The sequence below is a fragment of the Dyella sp. genome, from assembly GCF_035508675.1.
Lineage (GTDB): Bacteria > Pseudomonadota > Gammaproteobacteria > Xanthomonadales > Rhodanobacteraceae > Dyella_B.
The window spans coordinates 18,262-39,201 of record NZ_DATJMN010000058.1; the positions used below are offsets into that span (position 1 = coordinate 18,262).

General features: G+C 63.5%; 18 protein-coding genes. 5 read left to right on the top strand and 13 right to left on the bottom strand.

The window, feature by feature from the left end; translation table 11 throughout:
- Positions 1 to 28 precede the first annotated feature (28 nt).
- Positions 29 to 1,843 (top strand): 3-hydroxybutyrate oligomer hydrolase family protein, encoded by a 1,815-nt coding sequence (locus VMA74_RS03565; RefSeq protein WP_325364877.1) that lies wholly within the window; start codon positions 29 to 31, stop codon positions 1,841 to 1,843.
- Between the two features lie 137 nt (positions 1,844 to 1,980).
- Here the strand turns inward: VMA74_RS03565 and VMA74_RS03570 are convergent, their stop codons facing one another.
- Complete coding sequence (locus VMA74_RS03570) at positions 1,981 to 2,760, bottom strand: hypothetical protein (RefSeq protein ID WP_325364879.1); 780 nt, start codon at positions 2,758 to 2,760, stop codon at positions 1,981 to 1,983.
- 229 nt (positions 2,761 to 2,989) lie between these two features.
- Complete coding sequence (locus tag VMA74_RS03575; RefSeq protein ID WP_325364880.1) at positions 2,990 to 3,112, bottom strand: hypothetical protein; 123 nt, start codon at positions 3,110 to 3,112, stop codon at positions 2,990 to 2,992.
- 207 nt (positions 3,113 to 3,319) lie between these two features.
- Between VMA74_RS03575 and VMA74_RS03580 the strand changes: the two genes are divergently transcribed.
- Both VMA74_RS03580 and VMA74_RS03585 read left to right on the top strand, forming a co-directional pair.
- Positions 3,320 to 3,829 (top strand): peptidylprolyl isomerase, encoded by a 510-nt coding sequence (locus VMA74_RS03580; protein ID WP_325364881.1) that lies wholly within the window; start codon positions 3,320 to 3,322, stop codon positions 3,827 to 3,829.
- A 169-nt stretch (positions 3,830 to 3,998) separates the two neighbouring features.
- A complete protein-coding gene (locus tag VMA74_RS03585; protein ID WP_325364883.1) occupies positions 3,999 to 4,427 on the top strand; it encodes a YidB family protein in 429 nt (142 codons plus the stop codon).
- 73 nt (positions 4,428 to 4,500) lie between these two features.
- Here VMA74_RS03585 and VMA74_RS03590 read toward each other — a convergent pair whose 3' ends face one another.
- Complete coding sequence (locus VMA74_RS03590; protein ID WP_325364885.1) at positions 4,501 to 4,914, bottom strand: GlsB/YeaQ/YmgE family stress response membrane protein; 414 nt, start codon at positions 4,912 to 4,914, stop codon at positions 4,501 to 4,503.
- Positions 4,915 to 4,960: 46 nt separating this feature from the next.
- On the opposite strand from VMA74_RS03590, the gene VMA74_RS03595 reads away from it, so the two are divergent.
- Positions 4,961 to 6,160 carry an aminotransferase class I/II-fold pyridoxal phosphate-dependent enzyme gene (locus VMA74_RS03595; protein ID WP_325364886.1) on the top strand — a complete coding sequence of 400 codons (1,200 nt, stop codon included), beginning with the start codon at positions 4,961 to 4,963 and terminating at the stop codon, positions 6,158 to 6,160.
- A gap of 69 nt (positions 6,161 to 6,229) precedes the next feature.
- A complete protein-coding gene (locus tag VMA74_RS03600; RefSeq protein WP_325364887.1) occupies positions 6,230 to 7,216 on the top strand; it encodes a malate dehydrogenase in 987 nt (328 codons plus the stop codon).
- A gap of 306 nt (positions 7,217 to 7,522) precedes the next feature.
- Here the strand turns inward: VMA74_RS03600 and VMA74_RS03605 are convergent, their stop codons facing one another.
- The 10 genes from VMA74_RS03605 to VMA74_RS03650 form a co-directional block, all read right to left on the bottom strand.
- Entirely contained in the window at positions 7,523 to 8,605 is a 1,083-nt protein-coding gene (locus VMA74_RS03605) for an SRPBCC domain-containing protein (protein ID WP_325364888.1), read from the bottom strand.
- Positions 8,606 to 8,787: 182 nt separating this feature from the next.
- The gene (locus VMA74_RS03610; RefSeq protein ID WP_325364889.1) at positions 8,788 to 10,473 is read right to left on the bottom strand and encodes a ShlB/FhaC/HecB family hemolysin secretion/activation protein; all 1,686 of its coding nucleotides are present in this window, start codon (positions 10,471 to 10,473) and stop codon (positions 8,788 to 8,790) included.
- Between the two features lie 123 nt (positions 10,474 to 10,596).
- Positions 10,597 to 12,150 (bottom strand): collagen-like triple helix repeat-containing protein, encoded by a 1,554-nt coding sequence (locus tag VMA74_RS03615; protein WP_325364891.1) that lies wholly within the window; start codon positions 12,148 to 12,150, stop codon positions 10,597 to 10,599.
- Between the two features lie 301 nt (positions 12,151 to 12,451).
- A complete protein-coding gene (gene lpxH / locus VMA74_RS03620) occupies positions 12,452 to 13,177 on the bottom strand; it encodes a UDP-2,3-diacylglucosamine diphosphatase (protein WP_325364893.1) in 726 nt (241 codons plus the stop codon).
- Positions 13,174 to 13,869: a peptidylprolyl isomerase gene (locus tag VMA74_RS03625; protein WP_325364895.1), complete on the bottom strand. Its 696-nt coding sequence runs from the start codon at positions 13,867 to 13,869 to the stop codon at positions 13,174 to 13,176. The genes lpxH and VMA74_RS03625 overlap by 4 nt, the downstream gene beginning before the upstream one ends.
- 162 nt (positions 13,870 to 14,031) lie before the next feature.
- Positions 14,032 to 15,531, bottom strand: coding sequence for a Ppx/GppA phosphatase family protein (locus tag VMA74_RS03630; RefSeq protein WP_325364903.1), 1,500 nt, complete (start codon positions 15,529 to 15,531; stop codon positions 14,032 to 14,034).
- Positions 15,532 to 15,635: 104 nt separating this feature from the next.
- Positions 15,636 to 17,789, bottom strand: a complete 2,154-nt coding sequence (gene ppk1, locus VMA74_RS03635) for a polyphosphate kinase 1 (protein WP_325364897.1) — start codon at positions 17,787 to 17,789, stop codon at positions 15,636 to 15,638.
- Between the two features lie 124 nt (positions 17,790 to 17,913).
- A complete protein-coding gene (phoR, locus tag VMA74_RS03640) occupies positions 17,914 to 19,197 on the bottom strand; it encodes a phosphate regulon sensor histidine kinase PhoR (RefSeq protein ID WP_414649551.1) in 1,284 nt (427 codons plus the stop codon).
- A 13-nt stretch (positions 19,198 to 19,210) separates the two neighbouring features.
- Positions 19,211 to 19,900 (bottom strand): phosphate regulon transcriptional regulator PhoB, encoded by a 690-nt coding sequence (gene phoB, locus VMA74_RS03645; protein WP_325364901.1) that lies wholly within the window; start codon positions 19,898 to 19,900, stop codon positions 19,211 to 19,213.
- Between the two features lie 145 nt (positions 19,901 to 20,045).
- Positions 20,046 to 20,940, bottom strand: an 895-nt coding sequence (locus VMA74_RS03650; protein WP_414649552.1) for a tetratricopeptide repeat protein, incomplete at its 5' end; no start/stop codon positions are given.

Genomic DNA, 20,940 nt, shown 5'->3' on the forward strand with positions numbered 1-20,940 from the left:
TGGTGAGCGGATGAACATCCGGAAACCTATGGCAGGTATTGCCGCGCTGGCCCTGTTTGCCTGTGTGGCGCAGGCGTTTGCGACGGAGCCTTCGATGCAGCAAGCGATCGATTTCGTGCAGGGCGAGGTGAGTGTCACCACGCATCGCGACCATGACGACTTGCTCAGCGCCGGGCTCGGCCTGGAAGGTTTGAAGGGGCCGCCCGCCCCGTTTGCAAACCCGGCGCAACCCACCGCGCAGGCATTGCGCCGGCGCGCGATCCAGACGAGCTGGAAAGGTATTGCCGATCTTGGTCCGCTGGGTGGCTACGGTACGATCTACGGTGTGGTGCCCGATGTGCCGGGGCGCGAATACCAGGCGTTTGCCAAACTTCCCGGCGCCCATCAGCCGCATCGCGTATTGGTGCAAGTACCGGATCACTTCGACCAGGCGCATCGTTGCCTGGTGGTGACGGCGTCGTCCGGTTCGCGTGGCGTTTATGGCGCCATTGCGCTGGCCGGCGCGTGGGGCCTGCCGCGCGGTTGCGCGGTGGCTTATACCGACAAAGGCACCGGCTCCGGCTATTTCGATTATGCCGACGACAGTGGTGTTGCTTTAAATGGCGAACGCGCAAAGCGCGGCACGGCCATGCTGGAGTTCGAGCCGGCCGCGACGAAGGGGGAGGGCATCGCCTTCAAGCATGCGCATTCGGGCGACAACCCGGAGGCCGATTGGGGACGCGACGTCTTGCAGGCCGCGCAGTTCGGTCTGGCGATGCTGGATCGCGCGTTTCCGGAGCAGGCGCCGTTTACGCCGCAGAACACCCGGATTATCGCCACCGGCCTTTCCAATGGCGGCGGCGCCGTGCTGCAAGCGGCGGGACTGGATGACCAGCACATGCTCGCCGGTGTCGTGGCGCTTGAGCCGAACGTGCATACGCCGAACCATGGCCGCGCGCTGTATGACTACACGACCGAAGCGGCGACGTGGCTGCCGTGTGCGTTGACCGATGCGCGCTTTGCATCGACGCCTTTTGCGCGTGATGCCAAGAGTGCGCAACATGCTGCATGGCTGGCGCGTTGTGCGAGCCTGCACGCGCAAGGCGTGTTGAAGGGCGGTACGCCCGAGCAGCAAGCGGCCGAAGCCTATGCGTATCTGCGCAGTACCGGCTGGACCGACCAGGCCATGGCCACCGCGGCATCTTCCACCGTGCTGGATTTGTGGCGCGTGATCGGCGCGGCCTATGCATCGGCCTATCTGCGCCGTGGCGCCAACGACATGCCGTGCGGCTATCACTACGCCGCTATTGTCAACGGCAAGCCGGGCGTGGCCGACGAAGCGACGCGCGCAAGCTGGTGGGCGGATGGCTCCGGCATTCCGCCCGGCAACGGCATCGGCTTGTTCGGTGGCGTCGACGAAAGCGCCGATCCGCAGCTGGCCGGCATCGCCTGCCTGCGCAAACTTTGGACCGGCCATGATGCCGATGCGCAGGCCTTGCATGCCTCGGTGCAGGCGCTGGCGGTGAAGCTGCCGCGCAAGGATTTGCCGATGTGGGTGCTGCATGGCGCAAGCGACGGCCTGCTGCCGACCGCATTCACCTCCGAACCGTATGTGGCATGGCTGCGCGCCGAGGGCCGGCAGCCGCTGTATTGGAAGCTGCCGCATGCGCAACATTTCGATGCGTTCCTGGCCTTGCCCGGTTTCGGCGACCAGCATTTGCCGCTGTTGCCGTATGGCTATGCGGCGCTGGATCGCTTGTGGGCGCATTTGTTCCAGCAACAGCCCTGGCCGGCGGAGCTACCGACGCCGGCAGGTACGGCGCGCGGGGCCGGTGCGTTGCAGAAGAGCATGCTTGGTTTGTGATATTGCGCAGGGATGATATTTACATGGCGGCTCGTGATTCCGGCGAAGGCCGGAATCCATCATGAGCGTACCGCGCAGATCACACGTCAGCTATGTGGCTTGAGCGCTTCGCGTTTGTCGCCCAACATCAGGGCAGCCTACGGATACCTGGCCAGCTCATCCAGCCGTTGTTCCATTGTCTTCAGCAGGCATGATGCATCTGCGCCGCAGGCATCGCGTTTGTGCAGCCATGCATGTTGTTCGGCGACAAATTTTGCGGGGCTGTCATCGGTGTCCTTGATATCGTCGCGCGCAACTTTGTAGGACCAGGCCACGCTGCGGTCGAACGAAGCGAGGTGCAGCGAGCGGCAGATGGGGGAGTCTGCCTTGGCGCAATCGAACGACGGTTGCGGTTTTGCATCTGCAGGCAGGCGATCGAGAACCAGGATGGTTTCGTCGCCCCAGCGCAAGATCAGCTGTCCACCGGGAGCGAGATACATCCATGCTCCTTTGACGCCATCACCCACGCCCAGGTCGCTCTGCCACAACCCGTCCTGGCAGCGGATGCTGACGACGTCCACCTGCTGGTTCGGTTCGGCCGGCAATTTGTATGCTTCCGGCGAGGGCTGGGCATCGGGGGCGTCGCCGTAGCCGTGCGCCAGGCTGCCGCTCATCAGTTTCTGCAATGACATGCGCGCAACGCTGGCTTGCGGCGCATCGCATTCATCGGTGTCGTTGCCATATGACGTGTCGTCGGTGATTTGCTGGTTGGAGAAATGGAAGATGCGCCAGCGTAGCCGCCCATCATTCCAATGGTAGTTTTCGCTGGACGATACGAAGCTGTTGATGTGCACCTCGGCCACTTGCCATTGGCCGATGAGTGCCGCGGGAAGGTGGCAGCGGCACAAGGAAGGATGGCCATGCTCGCAAGCATCCATGGCAACAAGCGCAAGTGGCTGAATGTTATGCCAAAGAGCGTGCCCGCCATGCCGATGGCCCTGCTTTTGTCAGAGTGAGATGGGGTGGCCGTCTTTTTCATATTTGCCTTGCAGGAGGAGCGTTACCTCATCCGATCGGCGCGGGTTAAAGTCGGACTCACCGGAGCGGTTGGCAGCCCGAATGGCCTTCATTGCATCATTCGAGATCGGCAGGGCCGTAGCCTTGCGCTCAGGGCATCTGTGGCGGGTGGAACGGCGCATCGGTGGTGAACAGTGACGGAGCGGCCTGCCAAGGAATCATCGACGGCGCGGTATCGGCCAGCATGGGAAAAGGCTTGCGGTAGTTCGCCATATTTCCCCCCTTGTTTTATCCACGGCGATGAATCATGGGATGGCCAAGCATAGTGTTCGGCGCCCGTTTCAGGCAGTGGCGGCAGGCGGCTGGGTGGCTGGCGCAGGGCGGGAGTCCGGTTTGTTACAACCGGCCGTCACTGGCGCTATCCTTGCCGATCCGTGCCCGGCCGGGCGCCCATACCCCGCAGAATTTCAAGGAATACCCATGGCCATCCATGTCACGATCACCACCAACCGCGGCCCCATCCACCTGCGCCTGCATGACGACAAAACGCCGGTGACGGTCGCGAGTTTTGTCAATCTGGCACGCCGCGGTTATTACGATGGCTTGTCGTTCCATCGCGTGATCCCCGACTTCATGATCCAGGGCGGGTGCCCGGAAGGCAGTGGCCGTGGCGGCCCGGGCTATCGCTTCGAGGACGAGTTCCACGCGTCGCTGCGGCACGACAAGCCGGGCATCCTGTCCATGGCCAACGCCGGCCCGCGCACCAATGGCAGCCAGTTCTTCATCACTCATGGCGCCACGCCCTGGCTGGATGGCAAGCACAGCGTGTTCGGCGAAGTAGTGAGCGCGGATGACCAGAAGGTGGTGGATGCGATCAAGCAGGGCGACACCATCGAGAAGGTAACCCTGGAAGGCGACGTGGATGCGTTGCTGGCGGCACAGGCCGAGCGCGTGAAGGAATGGAACGCGGTGCTTGATCAGCATGGTTGAGTTGCCGTTTCCCGCGTTGGATCGCTGAGGAAACCGTACGTTTGTCCCTGGCTTTCGCCGGGGCGAGGGTTGCCTGGAGGCAGCGCACTTTCACGCCACTGTTACGTGCGTGTAGCGCCCATCCACATAAAATCCACTAGCTTGGACTTTTCCCAAAGGAGAAACAGCCATGTCGTTACTCGACAGCTTGGGCAGTTTGTTAGGTAGCAATCAGGGCGAGGGTGCCGGTTCGCTGGTCTCGGTGGCCGGGCAGTTGATCCAGCAAGCCGGTGGCGTGCAGGGTCTGGCCGACAAGCTGCAGCAGCATGGGTTGGGCGATGCGGTGCAGTCCTGGATCGGCAACGGCGCCAACCAGGCCATTTCCGGCGATCAGCTCAATCAGGTATTGCAGAAGAGCGGCCTGGATACGGTGGTCAACAATGCGGCCAGTAAGTTTGGCGTCGATCCGGGCCAGCTGATCGGCCAACTGGCGCAGGTGTTGCCGCATGCCGTGGATCACGCGACGCCGGACGGCCAGGTGCCTTCGAGCGGTGGCGGTTTCGATCTTTCGATGCTGGGTGGCTTGGCCGAAAAGCTGCTTGCTGCAAAGACAGCCTGAGCGTCACACACAAAAAAAGCACGGCGGAAACATCCGCCGTGCTTTTTTGTTTGCCTGCAGGGAACGATCGGCCTTAGTGCTGGATGAAGCGCAACAGATACAACAGGACGATCGCGCCCACGATCGACATCAGAAAGCCTGCGGCGTGGAATTTCTGCCCCGGCGCCGGCTTCTTGAACAGCATGCCGATGAAACCGCCAATGACTGAACCGACGATGCCGACGATGGTGGTCATGATGAACCCCATGTGCTCGGCGCCCGGCACGATCCAGCGGGCGATAAGACCGACGATAAAACCGACAATGATCGACCAGATGATGCTGAACATGGATAGCCCCTTCGCGTCTGTGACGTTGCTGTTGATCGCATGACACCCCTCCGCCCGGTCTTGCGGCGGCCCCGCGACATGATGCCAGCGGGCGCTCCCGGAGCAATAGGAATTTTCTGGGTTTGCCGCCCCGGCCTGCGGGATGACGCATCGCCACATGCTAAAATCCGCGGGTTTGCTGCCCCGTACCCCACCGAGGAAAGCCATGCCCCAGCTTGCCCAGCGCATTGGCCGCGCCAAACCCAGCGCGATCATGGTCATCGCCGAAACGGCCAAGCAGCTCAAGGCCGCCGGCCGCGACATCATCAGCTTTTCCATTGGCGTGCCGAACTTCCTGCCGGGTGATCACGTGTACGCAGCGGCCCGCGAATCGCTTTCGCACGACAGCGGCCAGTACGGCAGCAACCGCGGTTCGGATGCGCTGCTGGATGCCTTCCTGAAGCACATCGAGGCGTTGGGTTTCACGGGCTATGGCCGTTTGAACCTGTCGGTCGGCATCGGCGCCAAGCAGATTCTGTACAACCTGGCCGAGGCGCTGCTCAACGAGGGCGAGGAGATCTGCTTCCCCGCGCCGTACTGGACCACCTATCGCGACATCGCCGATATCGTGGGCGCGAAAGCCAACGTATTGCATTGCGGTCCCGATCAGAACTACAAGCTCACGCCGCAGCAGCTGGAAGCCGCACTGGCGCGCAAGCCGAAGCTGTTCCTGTTCAACAATCCGTCCAATCCCACCGGCATGGTCTACACGCGCGAGGAAATCGCCGCGCTGGCGGACGTGTTGGTGCAGTATCCCGATACGTGGATCGTCACCGACGACATCTACAACTCGATGGTGTTCGACGGCATCGGCTACCACAACTTCGTGTTCGCGCGGCCCGAGCTGCGCGATCGGCTGATTTTCGTCGATTCGATTTCCAAGACCTATGGCATGCCGGGCTGGCGCGTGGGCCTGATTGCCGCGCCGGAAAACGTCGCCAAGGCAGTGACCACGCTCAATTCCAACCACATCACCAGCGTGCCGGAAGTGGTCGCTGCGGCCGCCATCGCCGCGTTCAGCGGTCCGCAGGACGTGCCGCAGGCCAAGTGCAAGGAGTTCGCGCAGAAGCGTGATGTGGTGCTGGCGGCGCTGGCGAAAATCCCCGGCGTGGTGTGCCCGCGTCCGCAGGGCGCGTTCTATGCGTTCCCGGATATCTCCGTGGCGTTCGGCAAGAGCCACAACGGTACGCGCATCGAAAGCGACGTGGATTTCTGCGCGGCCCTGCTGGGCGCCAAGGGCGTGGCCTGCGTGCCGGGCTCGGCCTTCGGCGAGCCGCGCGCCATGCGTATTTCCTACACCTGTCCCACGGCTCAGCTCGAACCCGGCCTTGCGCGCATCGCCGAGTTTTTCGCTGAATTGACTTGATCTCTCTTTACGGCCCGCGTCGTTACGATGCGGGCTTTGTCGTTTTATGCACCTGAAGGAGTTGCCACGATGAAAGCCCCCGTTCGTGTTGCCGTGACCGGCGCCGCCGGCCAGATCGGTTACGCCCTGCTGTTTCGTATCGCCGCCGGCGACATGCTCGGTCCGGACCAGCCGGTGATCCTGCATCTGCTCGAAATCACCCCGGCGCTGCCCGCGCTGCAGGGCGTGGTGATGGAGCTCAACGATTGCGCGTTCCCGCTGCTGGCCGGCGTGGTCGCCACCGACGACGTCAATGTGGCCTTCAAGGATGTCGACTATGCACTGCTGGTCGGTGCGCGTCCGCGCGGCCCGGGCATGGAGCGCAAGGATCTCTTGGAAGCCAACGGCGCCATCTTCGCCCCGCAGGGCAAGGCGCTGAACGACCACGCCAAGCGCGACGTGCGCGTGCTGGTGGTCGGCAACCCGGCCAACACCAATTCGCTGATCGCGCAGCAGAACGCACCGGATCTCGATCCCAAGTGCTTCACCGCGATGGTGCGCCTGGACCACAACCGCGCCTTGTCGCAGCTGGCCGAGAAGACCGGCAAGCACACCACCGACATCAAGAAGGTCACCATCTGGGGCAACCACAGCTCCACCCAGTATCCGGACCTGCATCACGCCACCGTGGACGGCAAGCCGGCACTGAGCCTGGTCGATCAAACCTGGTACGAGAAGGACTTCATCCCCACCGTGCAACAGCGCGGCGCGGCGATCATCAAGGCACGCGGCGCCTCCTCGGCGGCCTCCGCGGCCTCCGCTGCGATCGACCACATGCGCACCTGGGCGCTGGGCACGGCGGAAGGCGACTGGGTGTCGATGGGTATTCCGTCCGACGGCTCCTACGGCATCGCGCCGGGCGTGATCTACGGCTACCCGGTGACGGTGAAGAACGGCAAGTATGAAATCGTGCAAGGCCTGGAAGTGAATGACTTCTCGCGTGCACGTATGGATGCCACCGACAAGGAACTGCGCGAAGAGCGCGCGGGCGTTGAGCATTTGTTTGCGAAGAAGTAATCGGCGGCTTCGTTGTTGCCGAGCGAACGGCCATCCGCGAGGGTGGCCGTTTTTGTTTTGTGGCTTGCTGCGTCAGGAAGCGCCATACGGCTCGGGATTCCGAATCTTCCACGTGTATTTGTGCGATGCATTGAAATTCCCGCACGTTACGCGTGATCAAGATCAGATTGCGTGCCCAAGCCTGGCCGGCGATCAATGCATCGTAAGGGCCGACATGGCGGCCTCCCTCCTCCGAGAGGAGCCTTTTCACTTCGCCTTGGTGTTATCCGGCAAGCAAACGGCGGACAAACATGCCGGCAACGCATGTCAGAACGCAGGCGGAACGGTTTGCGCAAAGCTTGCTCGACGCGTCATCACCGCATGGCCGCGCATCACATTGGCAAATGGTGCCAGGATGTCCTTGCTCTCGGGGTGATTGACCAGGTAAGCGATGATCGGCGCCAATTCCAGATCGGCCAGGCTGAGCCGGTCGCCGACCAGGAAGTCCTTGTCGCCATACGCGTGGTCGAGAATGGTCAGCTGCTTGTGCATGTCCACGATGGCGGTGTTGATCACCGTTCGATTCGGCGTACCGTTGGGGCCTTTCGGTAAAAGGAATTGCATCAGAAAGCGGCCGATCATGGTGTCGTAGCCGTAGCAGTTGATGCCGCTGATCCACTGCTCGGCCTTGGCGCGCTCGGCGGGTGTATCCGGCATCAGCCTTGGGCCGGGATAGGCTTCGTCGATGTAGCGCAGGATGGCTGACGATTCGAACAGTACGAAATCACCAGCGCGGAAGGCAGGGGCTTTGCCGAAGGGGTTCAACGTGTAGACGACGTTTGAATGCGGCGGTTGCGGATCGAGGGAATAGGAAATGCCTTTTTCGATCAGCGTCATGCGCACCGAGCGCACATAGGTGCTGCGCGGGTCGCCGATCACGCTGATGCGGCTTTCCACCGGCTGTGGTTTGCCGTCCAGCATGCGGGTGAGGCTTTCGAGGGAGGACGTCCAGCCGTCCTGATGCGAGTCGCGCGTATCCTCCGTGGCAAAGCCGGCATGTTCGAGCGTCAGTTCGGTGCGTCCTGCACGATCGGCCAGATGCAGCGTCACCAGCGTTTCCGGACCCAGCTCTCCGTTTGCCAGCCAGGACCAGGTGAAGGCGATTTTTTCGCTTGGGACGAGCTCACGAAATTCACCGACCAAGACATAGGCCGAACCCGCCGGCGAATGCATTTCGCAGCGATATTTACCACCGGCCCGTGCATCGATATCCGCACGCGGGATCGTAAAGCCTTCGGGGCCGAACCAGCTTTGAATGACTTCCTTGCGGGTGAAGGCTTCGTACAGTTTTTCTGGCGGTGCGTCGAAGATGCGGTTGAACGTGAGTGAGAGCGGAGTCGTGAGCGTCATATCAGACCACGTTTGACGATAGGTTGATGCCCCATACGCTAGTGGAGTGGTTGCAGCCGGGTCTGTCGGGTGCTGCTGAAAAAAGCTTGCAGGGGGACCTTAAAAGGGGACGTTCTATTCCTACGCCTTGAGGTGGCATGGGACGAGGCTGATGCCCAAGCCAGCTTTTCCGCCACTATCGATCAACGCAGCTGATAGCTAAACGTGAGATCCACCCGCGGCGCGCGGTGTTTCGCGCCGATCGGCTTGTCGCCGACCGGTTGCGCCACGGCAAGGTCGAATGCGTAGTAGTGTTTATCCGTCCAGCGCACACCGAGCCCCGCACTGCCAAGCTTCGCCGGCGCCGGTGCGCCGAGGTTGAGATAGACGCGTGCCAACTGGGTGACGACATACGGCGTCACTTGCTTTACCCAGCGGTTCGACAGGTCGTAGCGTTGATTCACTTCAAATGAGGTGCCCCAGCCGCTGTCTCCCGCCGTTTCGCCAGGGTCGTAGGCCAGGCCGTAGCGTGCGCCGCCGAAGCTGATCTGTTCGGTCGTCGGGAGCGTGCTGTGACTGTATTGCCCGGTGATGCTGAAAACCGTGCCGATGCGATGCGACCAGGTGTTGCTTTGCAGGAACGTTGCGTCGTAGCGCGTGAATGTCGGGTCCACCGGCGATACGAGCACGATATTGCCCACGCGCGTCACCACGCTCGCATTTGCGCCAAGGCCATCGATGCCGCGCGCGATCTCCAGGTTGATCTTTTGCAGGCTGGTGTCGCTGGCGCGCAGATAATCCAGCTTGCCGTTGAATACGCGCAGGCCGTCATGCTGGATCAGGTGCGCGCCGGTGATGGTATTGGTATACGTCTCGTTGAGCGTGGTGGCGTAAGCGCCGCCGGTGGCGATGAGTGAGGTATGGTTGTCCAGCCGTAACGGATAGCTAGCCGAGAGCGAGAACTGGTTCTGCTGCATGGTCTGCTGCAGGTAGTAGGGCAATTGGTCGTCGGTATCCGGGCTGCCCTGGTAATGCGATCCGCCGGCGTGCAGTTGCAGGCCATCCGAACCCAGTGGCTGCAAATACGTGAGCGAATACAGGTGCTGGCGGCCAGGCCCGGACGGCAGCAAGGTGGAGAAACCGATCTGTTCGGCGAAGGGCAGCACGCCGTTTTCGGTGAGGCTGGTGAGGCCCTGCACACCGGGATGATCGAAATCGAGGCCCGTGGTCGCGTTGAAGCGTGTGCGCTTGACGGCAAGCACCAGATGCGTGGCGCCGTCCGTGGTGGTGGGAGCCGGTACATTCGCATCGATATGCACCCCAGGCAGCATGCCCAGCACTTGCAGGTAGCGCTCGAAGGTTTTTTGCCGCAGCGGTCGATCGCGCGTGATGTGCGCGGCGATGGCGCGGATTTTCGCTGCCATGTTGCCGGCATCGCCGTGGATGTCCACGTCGGCCACATAGCCTTCCACCACCGTGATGCGTACATCGCCGTTGGCAAAATCCTGGGTGGGCACATAGCCGAACGACAGTGCGTAACCGTGTGCCTGGTACAGGGCGCTGATCTTCGCCGCGGCATTGAGCACGTCGGAAACATGCACGGTCTTGCCGGTCATCGGGCTGAACAAGGCGGCTACGTCCTTGAATGGCACCGCATGTACGCCGGCTACGTCGAAACGCCGTGGCGTGATCGGCATGGCGAGCAGTGCAGCCAGGCGAGGGTTGGCTGCGCGCGCTTGCACGTTGGTGTTGATTTTTGGGGCTGACGGTGTTTCCACGCGCGGCAGGTTTTGCAGCGGATTGGCGGTAGCGGGAGGGCGTACCTGTGCTTGCGCCTGCATCGACATCACCATCGAGACGCCAAGTGCCGGGCCGATCCATGCCTTCATGCGATGCCTCTGGTTCTTTGGGTGGTCAAGCGCGAAAGGGTTGTCCCTGCAGGTTCGCGCGCGGCGGTAATGCGAGGGCGATCCTGCGATCGCCCTCGCTCCTTGCACGATGCCGTGCTTCGATCAGAGGCCGTGTTTGCCGAACAGGCCGGCCAGTCCTTTGTTGTTGCCGTTGCTGCTGGATGACGAACCGCCCGTTACCGCGCCCAGCAAGCCGCCCGTGCCGCTGGTGCCGGTCAGGTTGGCCACGCCGTTGACGACATTGCTAACCGTTTGCGTGACCGGTTGCAGGACGTTGCCGCCAGCGGTGGTGCCGCCGCTGCCGACCGCGGCCACGGTATTGCCCGCGGCAGCGACGGTCGAGCCCGCCACGCTGGTCACGGCGCCAAGCCCGGCAGCAGGGCCGGAACCGGTGGCGTTGGTGAGCGCCTGGCCTGTACTGGCCAGTGTCTGGCCCACGGCGGTGACGGCATTGGTGGCGCCGGTCGTCGTCACGCCGACCGGATTGCTGATGCTGCCTGACTGGCCCAGTCCGGCGGTGACGCCATTGCCGAGTGTGGTGACGGCGTTACCGGCACCTTGCACGGTATTGCCCACCAGTTGCGTGACCGGCGCTGCGCCAGGCACCGACGAACCCGTGCTGGCCAATTGCCCGCCCACCGAGGAAACGATGTTGCCCACGCCGCTGGTGGCATTGCCACCCGCCTGTGACACCGCTGCGACCAGATTGCCGCCGCCGTTGCTGCTGGTTTGGCCCAGCGTCGCCAGGGGGGTGACGGTGTTGCTGGCGGTTTGCGTCACGGTCTTCAACAGGCCCGTACTCAGGCTGTGATCCAGTGGCGTACCGGCCGCCGATACTTCGTTGCCGACGGTCGACACGGCACCGCCCAGCGTGGAGGTGATCGGTTGGATCGGCGAGCCCTGGAAAGAGCCGACACTGGGAACCGTTTTGCCTAGATCGTTGACCGCCTGGCCGGAGTCGTTGACCACGCCCCCCACGCTTTGCACGGTAGTGCCAAGCGGATCTTTGCTGTTGCCGAGCTGGCCGAGTCCGCCGCTTACGCCGTTGCCTAGTGCGGTCACGGCGTCGCCTGTCTGGGTAACGACACCGCTGAGACCCTGGGTGAGGCCGTTGTTGCCCAACAGCGATTGGTTGGTGAGTTGCGAACCCACGGTGCTTACCGCCCCGCCAAGGCCGGCTACGGCCCCGCCTGCGCCGGTCGCTACGCTGCCGAGCAAGGTGCTGGGTTGCGGGGTTGGTGTGGGCGTTGGGGTTGGAGTTGGTGTCGGTGTCGGAGTGGGCGTTGGTGTCGGAGTCGGAGTTGGGCTCGGTGATCCGCCGCTATCGCCGCCACCATTTCCACCTGTACCGGTGACACCGCCGCCGCCGCCACTGCCGCTGCTGCCGCCACTGCCGCTGCCGCCACCACTGCCGCTGCCGCCACCACTACCACTGTTGCCGCTGCTCCCGGACGTGCCCGAACCCGCACCATCCGAGCCGGAGCCGCCGGATCCCGTGCTGCTGGAGCCGCTACTGGAAGGGCCTACAGCGAGTCCTCCCGATGAATGATGGACGCCGCCTGATCCGCTGCACGCCGCCAATGACAAAACGGATGCCGCGATCAGGTTTGCCAAAAGGGTCTGCTTGAAAATGTTGCCCGAAGATTTGTTTCGCATAACTGGCCGCTCCTTGAATGCGTGCGCTCCAGCCATGGCGTTGCGCCGGCCGGGTGCGCCCGGTGAAATGCAAACAACTATCCCCCGACCGGCTCATGCATGCCGGTATCGTGTGCAACCTGAGGCCCTGAACAAGCGTGAATACGCCGACATGAGTGGGGTCGGGCAATTTGATGCTGCATACACATAGGTGAAGCCGGCGTGGACGAAAACAGCCTATTTCCCCTTGATTCGGGGAGAAAAAGCCACTTTTTCCGAAAACGGGTATAGGTTGCCGATTTTGTAGATCGGTTTTACGGCTTTATGCAGGCAGGCCGCGCAGGGTGCGTTCGTCCGGTGTCACGTACAACACGGAGCCCTGGTCGTACCAGTCGCCCAGTACGATGCGTTCGGCCGTCTGGCCGTCCAATTCAAAATGATGGATCGCGGGGCGGTGCGTGTGGCCGTGGATCAGATGCGTTACGCCGGCATGGCGCATGGCGTGGGCCACCGCGTCGGCGTTGACGTCCATCAGCGTTTCGTCGGCGCCGCTGGTGTAGTTGCGGCTTTCGGCGCGTGCCTTGGCGGCCAGGGCACGGCGTGCATCCAGCGGCATGGCCAGCACCTGTGCTTTCCATTCCGGCGAGCGCAACTGGCGGCGTAGCTGTTGATAGGCGACATCGTCCGTGCACAGCACGTCGCCATGCATCAGCAGCGTGGGCGTGCCGTACAGATCGTGTACTGCGCCGTCTTCGACCAGTGTAAAGCCGGCGCGTGTCGCGAAGGCCTCGCCGAGCAGGAAGTCGCGGTTGCCGACGATGAAGTACACCGGCACGCCGGCATCGCGCACGGCGCTGGTGGCGCGAGCGATGCGCCGGGGCAATTCGGCATCGTCGTCGTCGCCCACCCATGCTTCGACCAGGTCGCCCAGGATGTATAGCGCATCGGCGCGCCGCACCTCGTCACTGACGAGGTAGTGCTCGAACAGTGCGGTGATGTGCGGGCGGCTGTCGTCCAGATGCAGGTCGGAAATGAACAGCGTGCTCATTTCGACTTGCGTGGTGCGACAGCGGGAGCCGGTTTGGCGGTGGTGCTGGGCGCGGCGGGTGCTTCCTCGCCGATCACGTTGACGCTTTCGATCGTCACCAGCGGCGTGGGCACGTCGGCGGCGAAAGGTCCTTGCGCATGCGTCGGCAGCGCGGCGATCTTGTCCACCACGTCCATGCCTTTGATCACCTTGCCGAATACCGTGTAGCCCCAGGTAAGTCCGCTCTGGTTGCCGACGTAATCGAGGCGGCGGTCATCCACCAGATTGATGAAGAATTGTGACGTGCCTGAGTTGGGATCGGCGCCGCGTGCGACGGCAATCGTGCCGCGCAGGTTGGACAGGCCATTCTCCGCTTCGCTGGGTACCGGCGAATGCGTGCGACGGGGTTGCAGCTCGGCCGTGTAGAGGCCGCCTTGAATCAGGTAGCCGGGAATCACGCGGTGGAACACGGTGCCGGCGTAAAACCCTTCGTGCACGTAACGCAGGAAGTTCGCCACGCTCTTGGGTGATTTGTCCGCGTAGAGCTCCAGTGTGATGTCACCTTGGGAGGTATGCATCGTCACCTCGGGATTGTCGGCCGCTGGTGCCGGTGCGGAGGGCGTGGCGGCGGCTTTGGCGGTTGGCTTGGAGGTCTGCGCAACGGCGAGCGGGGCAGCAAGCAGGAAGAGGGCAGTCAGCAGGTACTTGGGCATGATTAGGGGAGGTACGGCTGAAATATCCGTGCATGATACGCGGGTGGGCGGCCCGGGATGAAATCCCGGCCTTGCGGAATGGCGATGCTGGGTTTTCATCCCAGCCTGCACGACTGGCATCAGCTAGCTTTTCACGGTAGGCAAGGGAGCGCGTGCATGGGATCACGCCGCGCTGATCGACAGCGTCAACCCCAGCTCCGCCATCGGCGTGATTTCCTGCTCCAAGTCGGCCTGGGTGAGCGGATGTTGCTCCAGCCATGCCGATGGCAGGCTCAGTCCAAGGCGCTGGGTGGTAGCGGCGAGGCGCAGCGGCGGCAGCGATTCCGGGCGCCGCGCACGGCGGAACAGTACCGCTACACGCAGCAGGGCAGTGATGTACCGGGCGAGCTGGCGGTAGCGTTGCGGCAGGGTGGAAAAGCTGGCCTTGTCTGGCTTGCGCCGGTGCGCTTGCACTATCGTGGCGAGCAGATGCTGTTCCTGCTTGGAGAAGCCGGCGAGGTCGGCATTGCGCAGGATATAGGCGCCGTGCTGATGGTACTGGCTGTGCGCGATGGCCAGGCCGATTTCATGCACGCGCGCCACCCACGACAGCCACTCGCGCGCTTCGCCGTCCAGTTTCCAACTGGCGCTGACCTGGTCGAACAGCATCAGCGCGGTGGATTCCACGCGCCGCGCCTGTGCGCGGTCCACGCCGTAGCGGTTGGCCAGCGCATCGATGCTGGCGGTGCGCGGGTCGGTGCCGCCGGCGCGGCCGATCAGGTCCCACAGCAAGCCTTCGCGCATCGAACTCTCGCATACTTGCAGGCGTTCGATGCCGAGCGCGGCGAAGGCCGCTTCAAAAATCACCGCGGCGCCGGCAAACACGGGTGCACGCTCGTCCGACAGGCCCGGCAGCTTGAGCGTGCCGATCTGCCCCTGCTCCAGCAACGCATCGCGCAACGCAGCGAGCGAGGTGGGGGTGACGCCATGATCGGAAAGCTTCATGGCTTGCACCACCGCGCCGATCGCCTTGGCGCTGCCGGAGGAGCCGAAGGCGTCGGACCAGCCGGCTTCCAGGTATTCCTCCGAGAACTGTTGCAGCAGCACGCCGATTTCGCCGCGCGCCCGTTGCCAACGCTTGCGCGTGAGCTTACCGCCGGGGAAAAAGCGCTGCGTGGTGGCGATGCAGCCTACTTGCACGCTTTCGGTGTGCAGCGGGGCAAGGCCGCGGCCGATGATGAATTCGGTGCTGCCGCCGCCGATGTCGATCACCAGCCGCGGTTCGCGCGAGGTGGGCAGGTCATGCGATACGCCCAGGAAGATCAGGCGGCCTTCTTCGCGGCCGGACACCACTTCCACCGGGTGCCCGAGCGCGGCCTCCGCGGCGGTGAGGAAGGCTTGCGGCGAAGCGAGGCGGCGCACCGTGTTGGTGGCGACCGCGCGCACGCGCGCGGTGGGAATGCCGGCGATGCGTTGGCCGAAACGGGCAAGGCAATTGAGCGCGCGGGCGCGGTGCTCGGCATCCAGGGTGCCGTCGGCACGCAGGCCGGCCGCCATGCGCACGGTTTCGCGCAGGCGATCGATCACCCGCGGTTCGCCATGCTCCATGCGTGCCACCACCATGTGAAAGCTGTTTGAGCCGATGTCGACGGCGGCCATCAGCTCGCCGTCCTTGATCTGCATCTGGTCACCGAGGCTCACGCAGGGCTCCTGTTGGTACTGCGGGCGATTCTCGCATGTATCGGTCGGGCATCAACCTGATGTGCTGGGCTTTCATCCCTGCCTTGCTAGCCTTCTTCACGCAACGTGGTGGGAAGCGATGCGCGAACCGGCGCAGCCGCCGCCGCGCTGCATAGCTTGGCCAGCAACGCATCCTGCGCCGAATGCGGCTTGTCCCCACCCGGCGTCGCGCGCGTGTAGCGTCCGTCGCTAGCCAGCAGCCATGCTTGTGTGTTGTCGGCCAGATAGTTGGCCAGCGTTTCTTCATACACACGCGTGGCAAGCTGCGGGTCGAGAATGGGAAAGGCCACCTCGATGCGCCGCATCAGGTTGCGTTCCATCCAATCGGCGCTGGCGCAGTAAAGTTCCGCTTGACCGTCGTTGGCAAACCAGTACACGCGGCTGTGTTCCAGGAAGCGTCCCACGATCGAGCGTACGCGGATGCGCTCGGAAATGCCCGGCAAACCAGGGCGCAAGGTGCAGGCGCCGCGCACGATCAGGTCGATTTCCACGCCCGCTTGCGCTGCCGCGTAGAGCGCTTCGATCACGTGCGGTTCGTTCATGGCGTTGAGCTTGGCGACGATGCGCGCCGGCTTGCCGTGGCGTGCATGCGCGGCTTCGCGCTCGATTTTCTCCATTACGCTCTTGTACAGCGTGAACGGCGAATGCAGCAGGCACTTGAGCTTGATCATCGGCCCGAGGCCCGAGAGCTGCTGAAAAATCTTGTGCAGGTCGTCGCCGAATTCCGGATTGGCCGTCATCAGGCCGATGTCGGTATAGAGCCGGCTGTTGGCCTGGTGGTAATTGCCGGTGGACAGATGCACGTAGCGGCGCAGATGGCCGTTCTCGCGCCGCACGATCAACATCATCTTGGCGTGCGTCTTGAAGCCCACGACGCCGTAGACCACCTGCACGCCGGCTTCCTGCAGGCGCGTGGCGAAACGGATGTTGGCTTCCTCATCGAAACGCGCGCGCAGTTCGATCACCACGGTGACGTCCTTGCCGTTGCGCGCAGCCTCGATCAGCAGGTCCACCAGCGGCGTGTCCTTGCCGGCGCGATAGAGCGTCTGCTTGATCGCCAGCACATCGGGATCCTGCACGGCTTCGCGCAGCAGATCGACCACGGCGTTGAAGGATTCGTACGGGTGATGCAGCAGGATGTCGCGCTGGGCGAGTACTTCGAATATTTTCCGCCCGCCGCTCAACGCCACCGGCAGGGCGGAGGTGAAGCGCGGGAATTTCAGCGCGGGATGATCGAGTTCGTCATAGACCAGCCCGGCGCGGATGATGTTGACCGGGCCGTTGCAGCGGTAGACGTCGCTTTCCTCGAGTTCGAAGTTGCCGATCAGCATCGATACGATCGACTGCGGACAATCGGCGCCGATCTCCAGGCGTACCGGGCGCGCGTAGCCGCGGCCGTGCAGTTCTTCGGCCAGCGCTCGCGCGAGGTTGTCGACTTCTTCCTCTTCCACGATCAGCTCGCTGTTGCGGGTGACGCGGAACTGGTAGGAGCCGGCGACCTTGAAGCCGGGGAACATCATGTCGACGAAGGCCTGTAGCAGCTCGGCCAGGAATACATAGTGATCGCCGGGGCCGCATACCTCGTTGGGAATGCGGATGATGCGCGGCAGCGAACGCGGTGCGCGCACCAGCGCCAGATGACCTTCGTGGCCGAAGGCATCACGGCCTTGCAGCACCACCGCAATGTTCAGGGTCTTGTTGAGGATGCGCGGGAACGGATGCGCCGGATCCAGCCCCAGCGGCGACAGCACCGGCAGCACTTCGTTTTCGAAATAACCATGCAGCCACCGGCGCTGGCGCGTGGTCCACTGCGAGCGTGTGAGGAAGTGGATGTTCTCGGCAGCGAGCGCGGGGCCCAGTTCGTCCTGCCAGGTGGTGTATTGCGCGCTGACCAGGTCGAGCACGCGCTCGCGGATGCGCGCCAGCAATTCGCCGGACGGGATGCCGTCAGGTCCGGGCGCGGCCGAGCCGAACTGGTGGTGATGCTTGAGCATCGCCACGCGCACTTCGAAGAATTCGTCGAGGTTGTTGGCGACGATGCTGAGATAGCGCAGGCGTTCCAGCAACGGCATGCGGATATCGCGCGCTTGCGCCAGCACCCGGAAATTGAATTCGAGCGTGGCCAGCTCGCGGCTGAGGAGCAGCTCGGGCTGGGAGGTTTCGTGGTTGACGACGGCTTGGTTGGCTTGGCGACGCGGCATTCATCCATTCTTACTCATGAATAGGTATCACGCCTATGCGTTTGTAAGAAGACGTTCAACGTTCTGTAATGCGCGCAGGTTGGGATGAGGCATAGCCGACCCCCAACTTGGCCATGCACTCACCTTACGTGGATTCGTGCGTCTCCGGCGACATCAGGCGCTCGCGCCCAAAGCAGCAGGTAAAGGTGGAGCCCTGGCCCGGCGTGCTGCGGATATCCAGCCGCGCCTGATGCAGACCAAGCACATGCTTGACGATCGACAGGCCCAGGCCGGTACCGCCACTGTCGCGCGAACGGCTGGAGGAGACGCGGTAGAAGCGCTCGGTGAGGCGCGACAAGTGGTCGGCGGGAATGCCGTAGCCGGTATCGGTGACCGAATAATTGGCGCCTTCCGCGGTGCGTTCCCAGCGAATGGTGATGCGTCCGCCGGTCGGTGTGTAGCGCACCGCATTGCTGACCAGGTTGGACAGCGCGCTGTGCAGGTCCTTGGGCGAGCCGAGCAGATCGATGGCCGCCATGTTTTCCACGGTGATGCTGTGGCGGCCCTGGCTCAGTGCCTCGGCTTCCTTGCGCAGCGTGGCCAGCAGCGGCGCCATCGGCACGCGCTCTTCGCTGACATGGTCCTGCGTTTCAAGGCGCGACAGGGTGAGCAGATCTTCCACGATCTGGCCCATGCGTTTGGACTGCGCGCGCATTTCGTTGAGCACGGGCGCCAGGTGCGGCACGTCTTCCGGATCGAGCAGTTCCAGATAGCCGTGGATCACGGTGAGCGGCGTGCGCAGTTCGTGCGATACGTTGGCCACGAAATCGCGGCGGATCTGTTCCAGCCGCGACATGTGACTGATGTCGCGGGCCAGCAGCAGCCGTTGGCGCGTGCCGAAGGGCAGCAGGGTCACGTTGATGTGGCGGCTGGGTGCGCCGGGGGCGCTCACGTCGTTGAGCGGTTCGGGCGAGGTTTCTTCCAGCCAGCTGGCAAGTTCGGAGTTGTGCAGGCGTTCCTTCAGCACCACGCCGCGATCTTGCGGGCGGCGCAGGCCGAGCAGGCTTTCGGCGGCGTGGTTGAACCAGCGTACGTGTTGGTCCTGGTCGAGCAGCACGATGGCGTCCGGCAGGTTGCCTGCGGCACGGCGTAGATCATGCAAATTGGCGGCTAGGCGTCGGGAGCGCATCATGAATCGGTCATGCCGGGACGGGTCGGATGGGCCATCCGGGGGAATGGAGGATAAGCTCATGATGGGCTTAGCAATGTGACGCAAATGCGTCAGCAGCAAGACAATTTCTGCGACCGCGACAAGCGCCACACCAGTTGCCACATGGCCGTTGGCCAGCCAGCCGCCCAAAGCGCCCACGACCAGCCCCCCGGTCAGCGCGAGGGGACGTTTCCAGGCGCTTTCGACCGGGTTTTTCATCAGGGCTTTTGCCTCAAGGGCTCGCCGAGAAGCGATAGCCCGCGCCTCTCACGGTTTGCACCATGTCCTCGAGCTTCCACGGCTCAAGCGTCTTGCGCAGGCGGCGGATGTGCACGTCCACGGTGCGCTCCTCCACGTACACGCTGCCGCCCCACACATGGTCGAGCAGTTGCGCGCGCGAATAGACGCGTTCCGGATGGGTCATGAAGAAATACAGCAGGCGATATTCGGTGGGGCCGATCGGTACCGGTTCTTCGCCGGCGAACACGCGATGCGCCGGACCGTCGATACGCAGCCTGCCCAGTTCCACCATGCCCGAGCCGTCGTCGCCCTGGCTGCGCCGCAGCACGGCCTTGATGCGGGCGATCAGCTCGCGGGTGGAAAAGGGCTTGACCACGTAGTCGTCCACGCCGGCCTCCAAGCCGTTGACGCGATCCATCTCCTCGCCGCGCGCGGTGAGCATGATGATCGGGATCTCGCGGCTGAGCTCTTCCTTGCGCAGGCGGCGCGCCAGATCCAGGCCGCTGGTGCCTGGCAGCATCCAGTCGAGCAGGATCAGATCCGGTACCTGTTCGGCAATGGACATCTGGGCGGTGCGGGCATCGGCGGCTTGCGAGGTGTCCATGCCGGCCTTGCGCAGGGCGAAGGCGACCATGTCGCGGATGGAAGCTTCGTCTTCAACAATCAGGATGCGTTTGTGCACGCTAAGGTCCGGAGGGGTGGCCTATGACGCAATTATTGCAGCGGTGCAATGTTACGTGCCGATGACACCGTATGAAAACAGTGGCTTGGAGCGTGGTTGAACGGGAACTTTTGCGTGGGTTGGGTGAAAACAGGGCTTGATGACGTCAGCGGTTGGCATCCAGGCCGAAGCAAAGCCGTCCTGCGCAGCCGGTGCCAAATTGTTGCTGCGACTGGTCATTGCCGTCAGGGTTGTCATCGGTGGAAATCCGCCGCTTGCGCAGTTCCAGCACCAGCGGGGTGAGTTCGGCGATATGCGCCTGGATGCGGGCGCGGGCGTAGTAGTCCAGGTCGTTGCGCTTGAGCAGGGTCTTTAGCTGCTCCATGGCGTCGAACGGGCGCCCGGACAGGTAACTGGCCTGCGCGTAGGCCTCGCCGGCACGCACCTTGTCACCGGCTCGTTCGGCAGCGCGGCCATAGGCCGTGAACAAGCTCGGTTCGTCCGTGTCTTCCAGCATCGGGCGCAGCAGTTCGACCGCCTGGGCGGCCTGTTCCTTGCTGCCGCCGAAGGTGAGCGCATTGGCATAGGCCAGGCCGATAGCCTTGTTGCGCGGGGATTCGGTGTTGAGCGCGGCGTAGATGCCTAACGCTGCCGCGCGTTCGCCGGCTTGCAGGCGCGCGTCGGCCATGGCCAGACGTAGCGTGAGGTTGCCCGGATAGGCGGCCAGCAGCGGCTGCAACTGGGCCACCGCCTTGGCGCCCTGGCCGCTGCGCGTCAGCGCCAGGGCGTAGCCATAGTGATTCTCCGGCGTGTTGTAACGGCCGTCCTGCCGGGCGAGCAGGCCGGCGTAATAGGTGCTCATGCGATAGGCATCGTCGGACAGCACGCGCACGCGTTCGCGCATCAGCAGGTAGGTGCTGATGCCCTGGCCCGAGTCCTGCTTGGCGGGGAGCAGGGCGGTGGGATCTTTCACGTAGGCGATCGGGGCGGTCTGCTGTGCCCAACGATTCCTGTCGAGCAGGTTGCCCTTGGGTTGCAGCTTTTGGGCGGCGATCAGCGAA

Excerpts from the sequence above, each read along its gene's own strand:
- VMA74_RS03610 (WP_325364889.1), bottom strand. The coding sequence starts at position 10,473 with ATGAAGGCATGGATCGGCCCGGCACTTGGCGTCTCGATGGTGATGTCG.
- VMA74_RS03615 (WP_325364891.1), bottom strand. The coding sequence starts at position 12,150 with ATGCGAAACAAATCTTCGGGCAACATTTTCAAGCAGACCCTTTTGGCA.
- lpxH (WP_325364893.1), bottom strand. The coding sequence starts at position 13,177 with ATGAGCACGCTGTTCATTTCCGACCTGCATCTGGACGACAGCCGCCCG.
- VMA74_RS03625 (WP_325364895.1), bottom strand. The coding sequence starts at position 13,869 with ATGCCCAAGTACCTGCTGACTGCCCTCTTCCTGCTTGCTGCCCCGCTC.
- VMA74_RS03600 (WP_325364887.1), top strand. The coding sequence starts at position 6,230 with ATGAAAGCCCCCGTTCGTGTTGCCGTGACCGGCGCCGCCGGCCAGATC.
- ppk1 (WP_325364897.1), bottom strand. The coding sequence starts at position 17,789 with ATGCCGCGTCGCCAAGCCAACCAAGCCGTCGTCAACCACGAAACCTCC.
- VMA74_RS03565 (WP_325364877.1), top strand. The coding sequence starts at position 29 with ATGGCAGGTATTGCCGCGCTGGCCCTGTTTGCCTGTGTGGCGCAGGCG.
- VMA74_RS03590 (WP_325364885.1), bottom strand. The coding sequence starts at position 4,914 with ATGTGGCGATGCGTCATCCCGCAGGCCGGGGCGGCAAACCCAGAAAAT.
- VMA74_RS03570 (WP_325364879.1), bottom strand. The coding sequence starts at position 2,760 with ATGGATGCTTGCGAGCATGGCCATCCTTCCTTGTGCCGCTGCCACCTT.
- VMA74_RS03580 (WP_325364881.1), top strand. The coding sequence starts at position 3,320 with ATGGCCATCCATGTCACGATCACCACCAACCGCGGCCCCATCCACCTG.
- VMA74_RS03605 (WP_325364888.1), bottom strand. The coding sequence starts at position 8,605 with ATGACGCTCACGACTCCGCTCTCACTCACGTTCAACCGCATCTTCGAC.
- VMA74_RS03575 (WP_325364880.1), bottom strand. The coding sequence starts at position 3,112 with ATGGCGAACTACCGCAAGCCTTTTCCCATGCTGGCCGATACCGCGCCG.
- phoR (WP_414649551.1), bottom strand. The coding sequence starts at position 19,197 with ATGAAAAACCCGGTCGAAAGCGCCTGGAAACGTCCCCTCGCGCTGACC.
- VMA74_RS03585 (WP_325364883.1), top strand. The coding sequence starts at position 3,999 with ATGTCGTTACTCGACAGCTTGGGCAGTTTGTTAGGTAGCAATCAGGGC.
- VMA74_RS03630 (WP_325364903.1), bottom strand. The coding sequence starts at position 15,531 with ATGCAGATCAAGGACGGCGAGCTGATGGCCGCCGTCGACATCGGCTCA.
- VMA74_RS03595 (WP_325364886.1), top strand. The coding sequence starts at position 4,961 with ATGCCCCAGCTTGCCCAGCGCATTGGCCGCGCCAAACCCAGCGCGATC.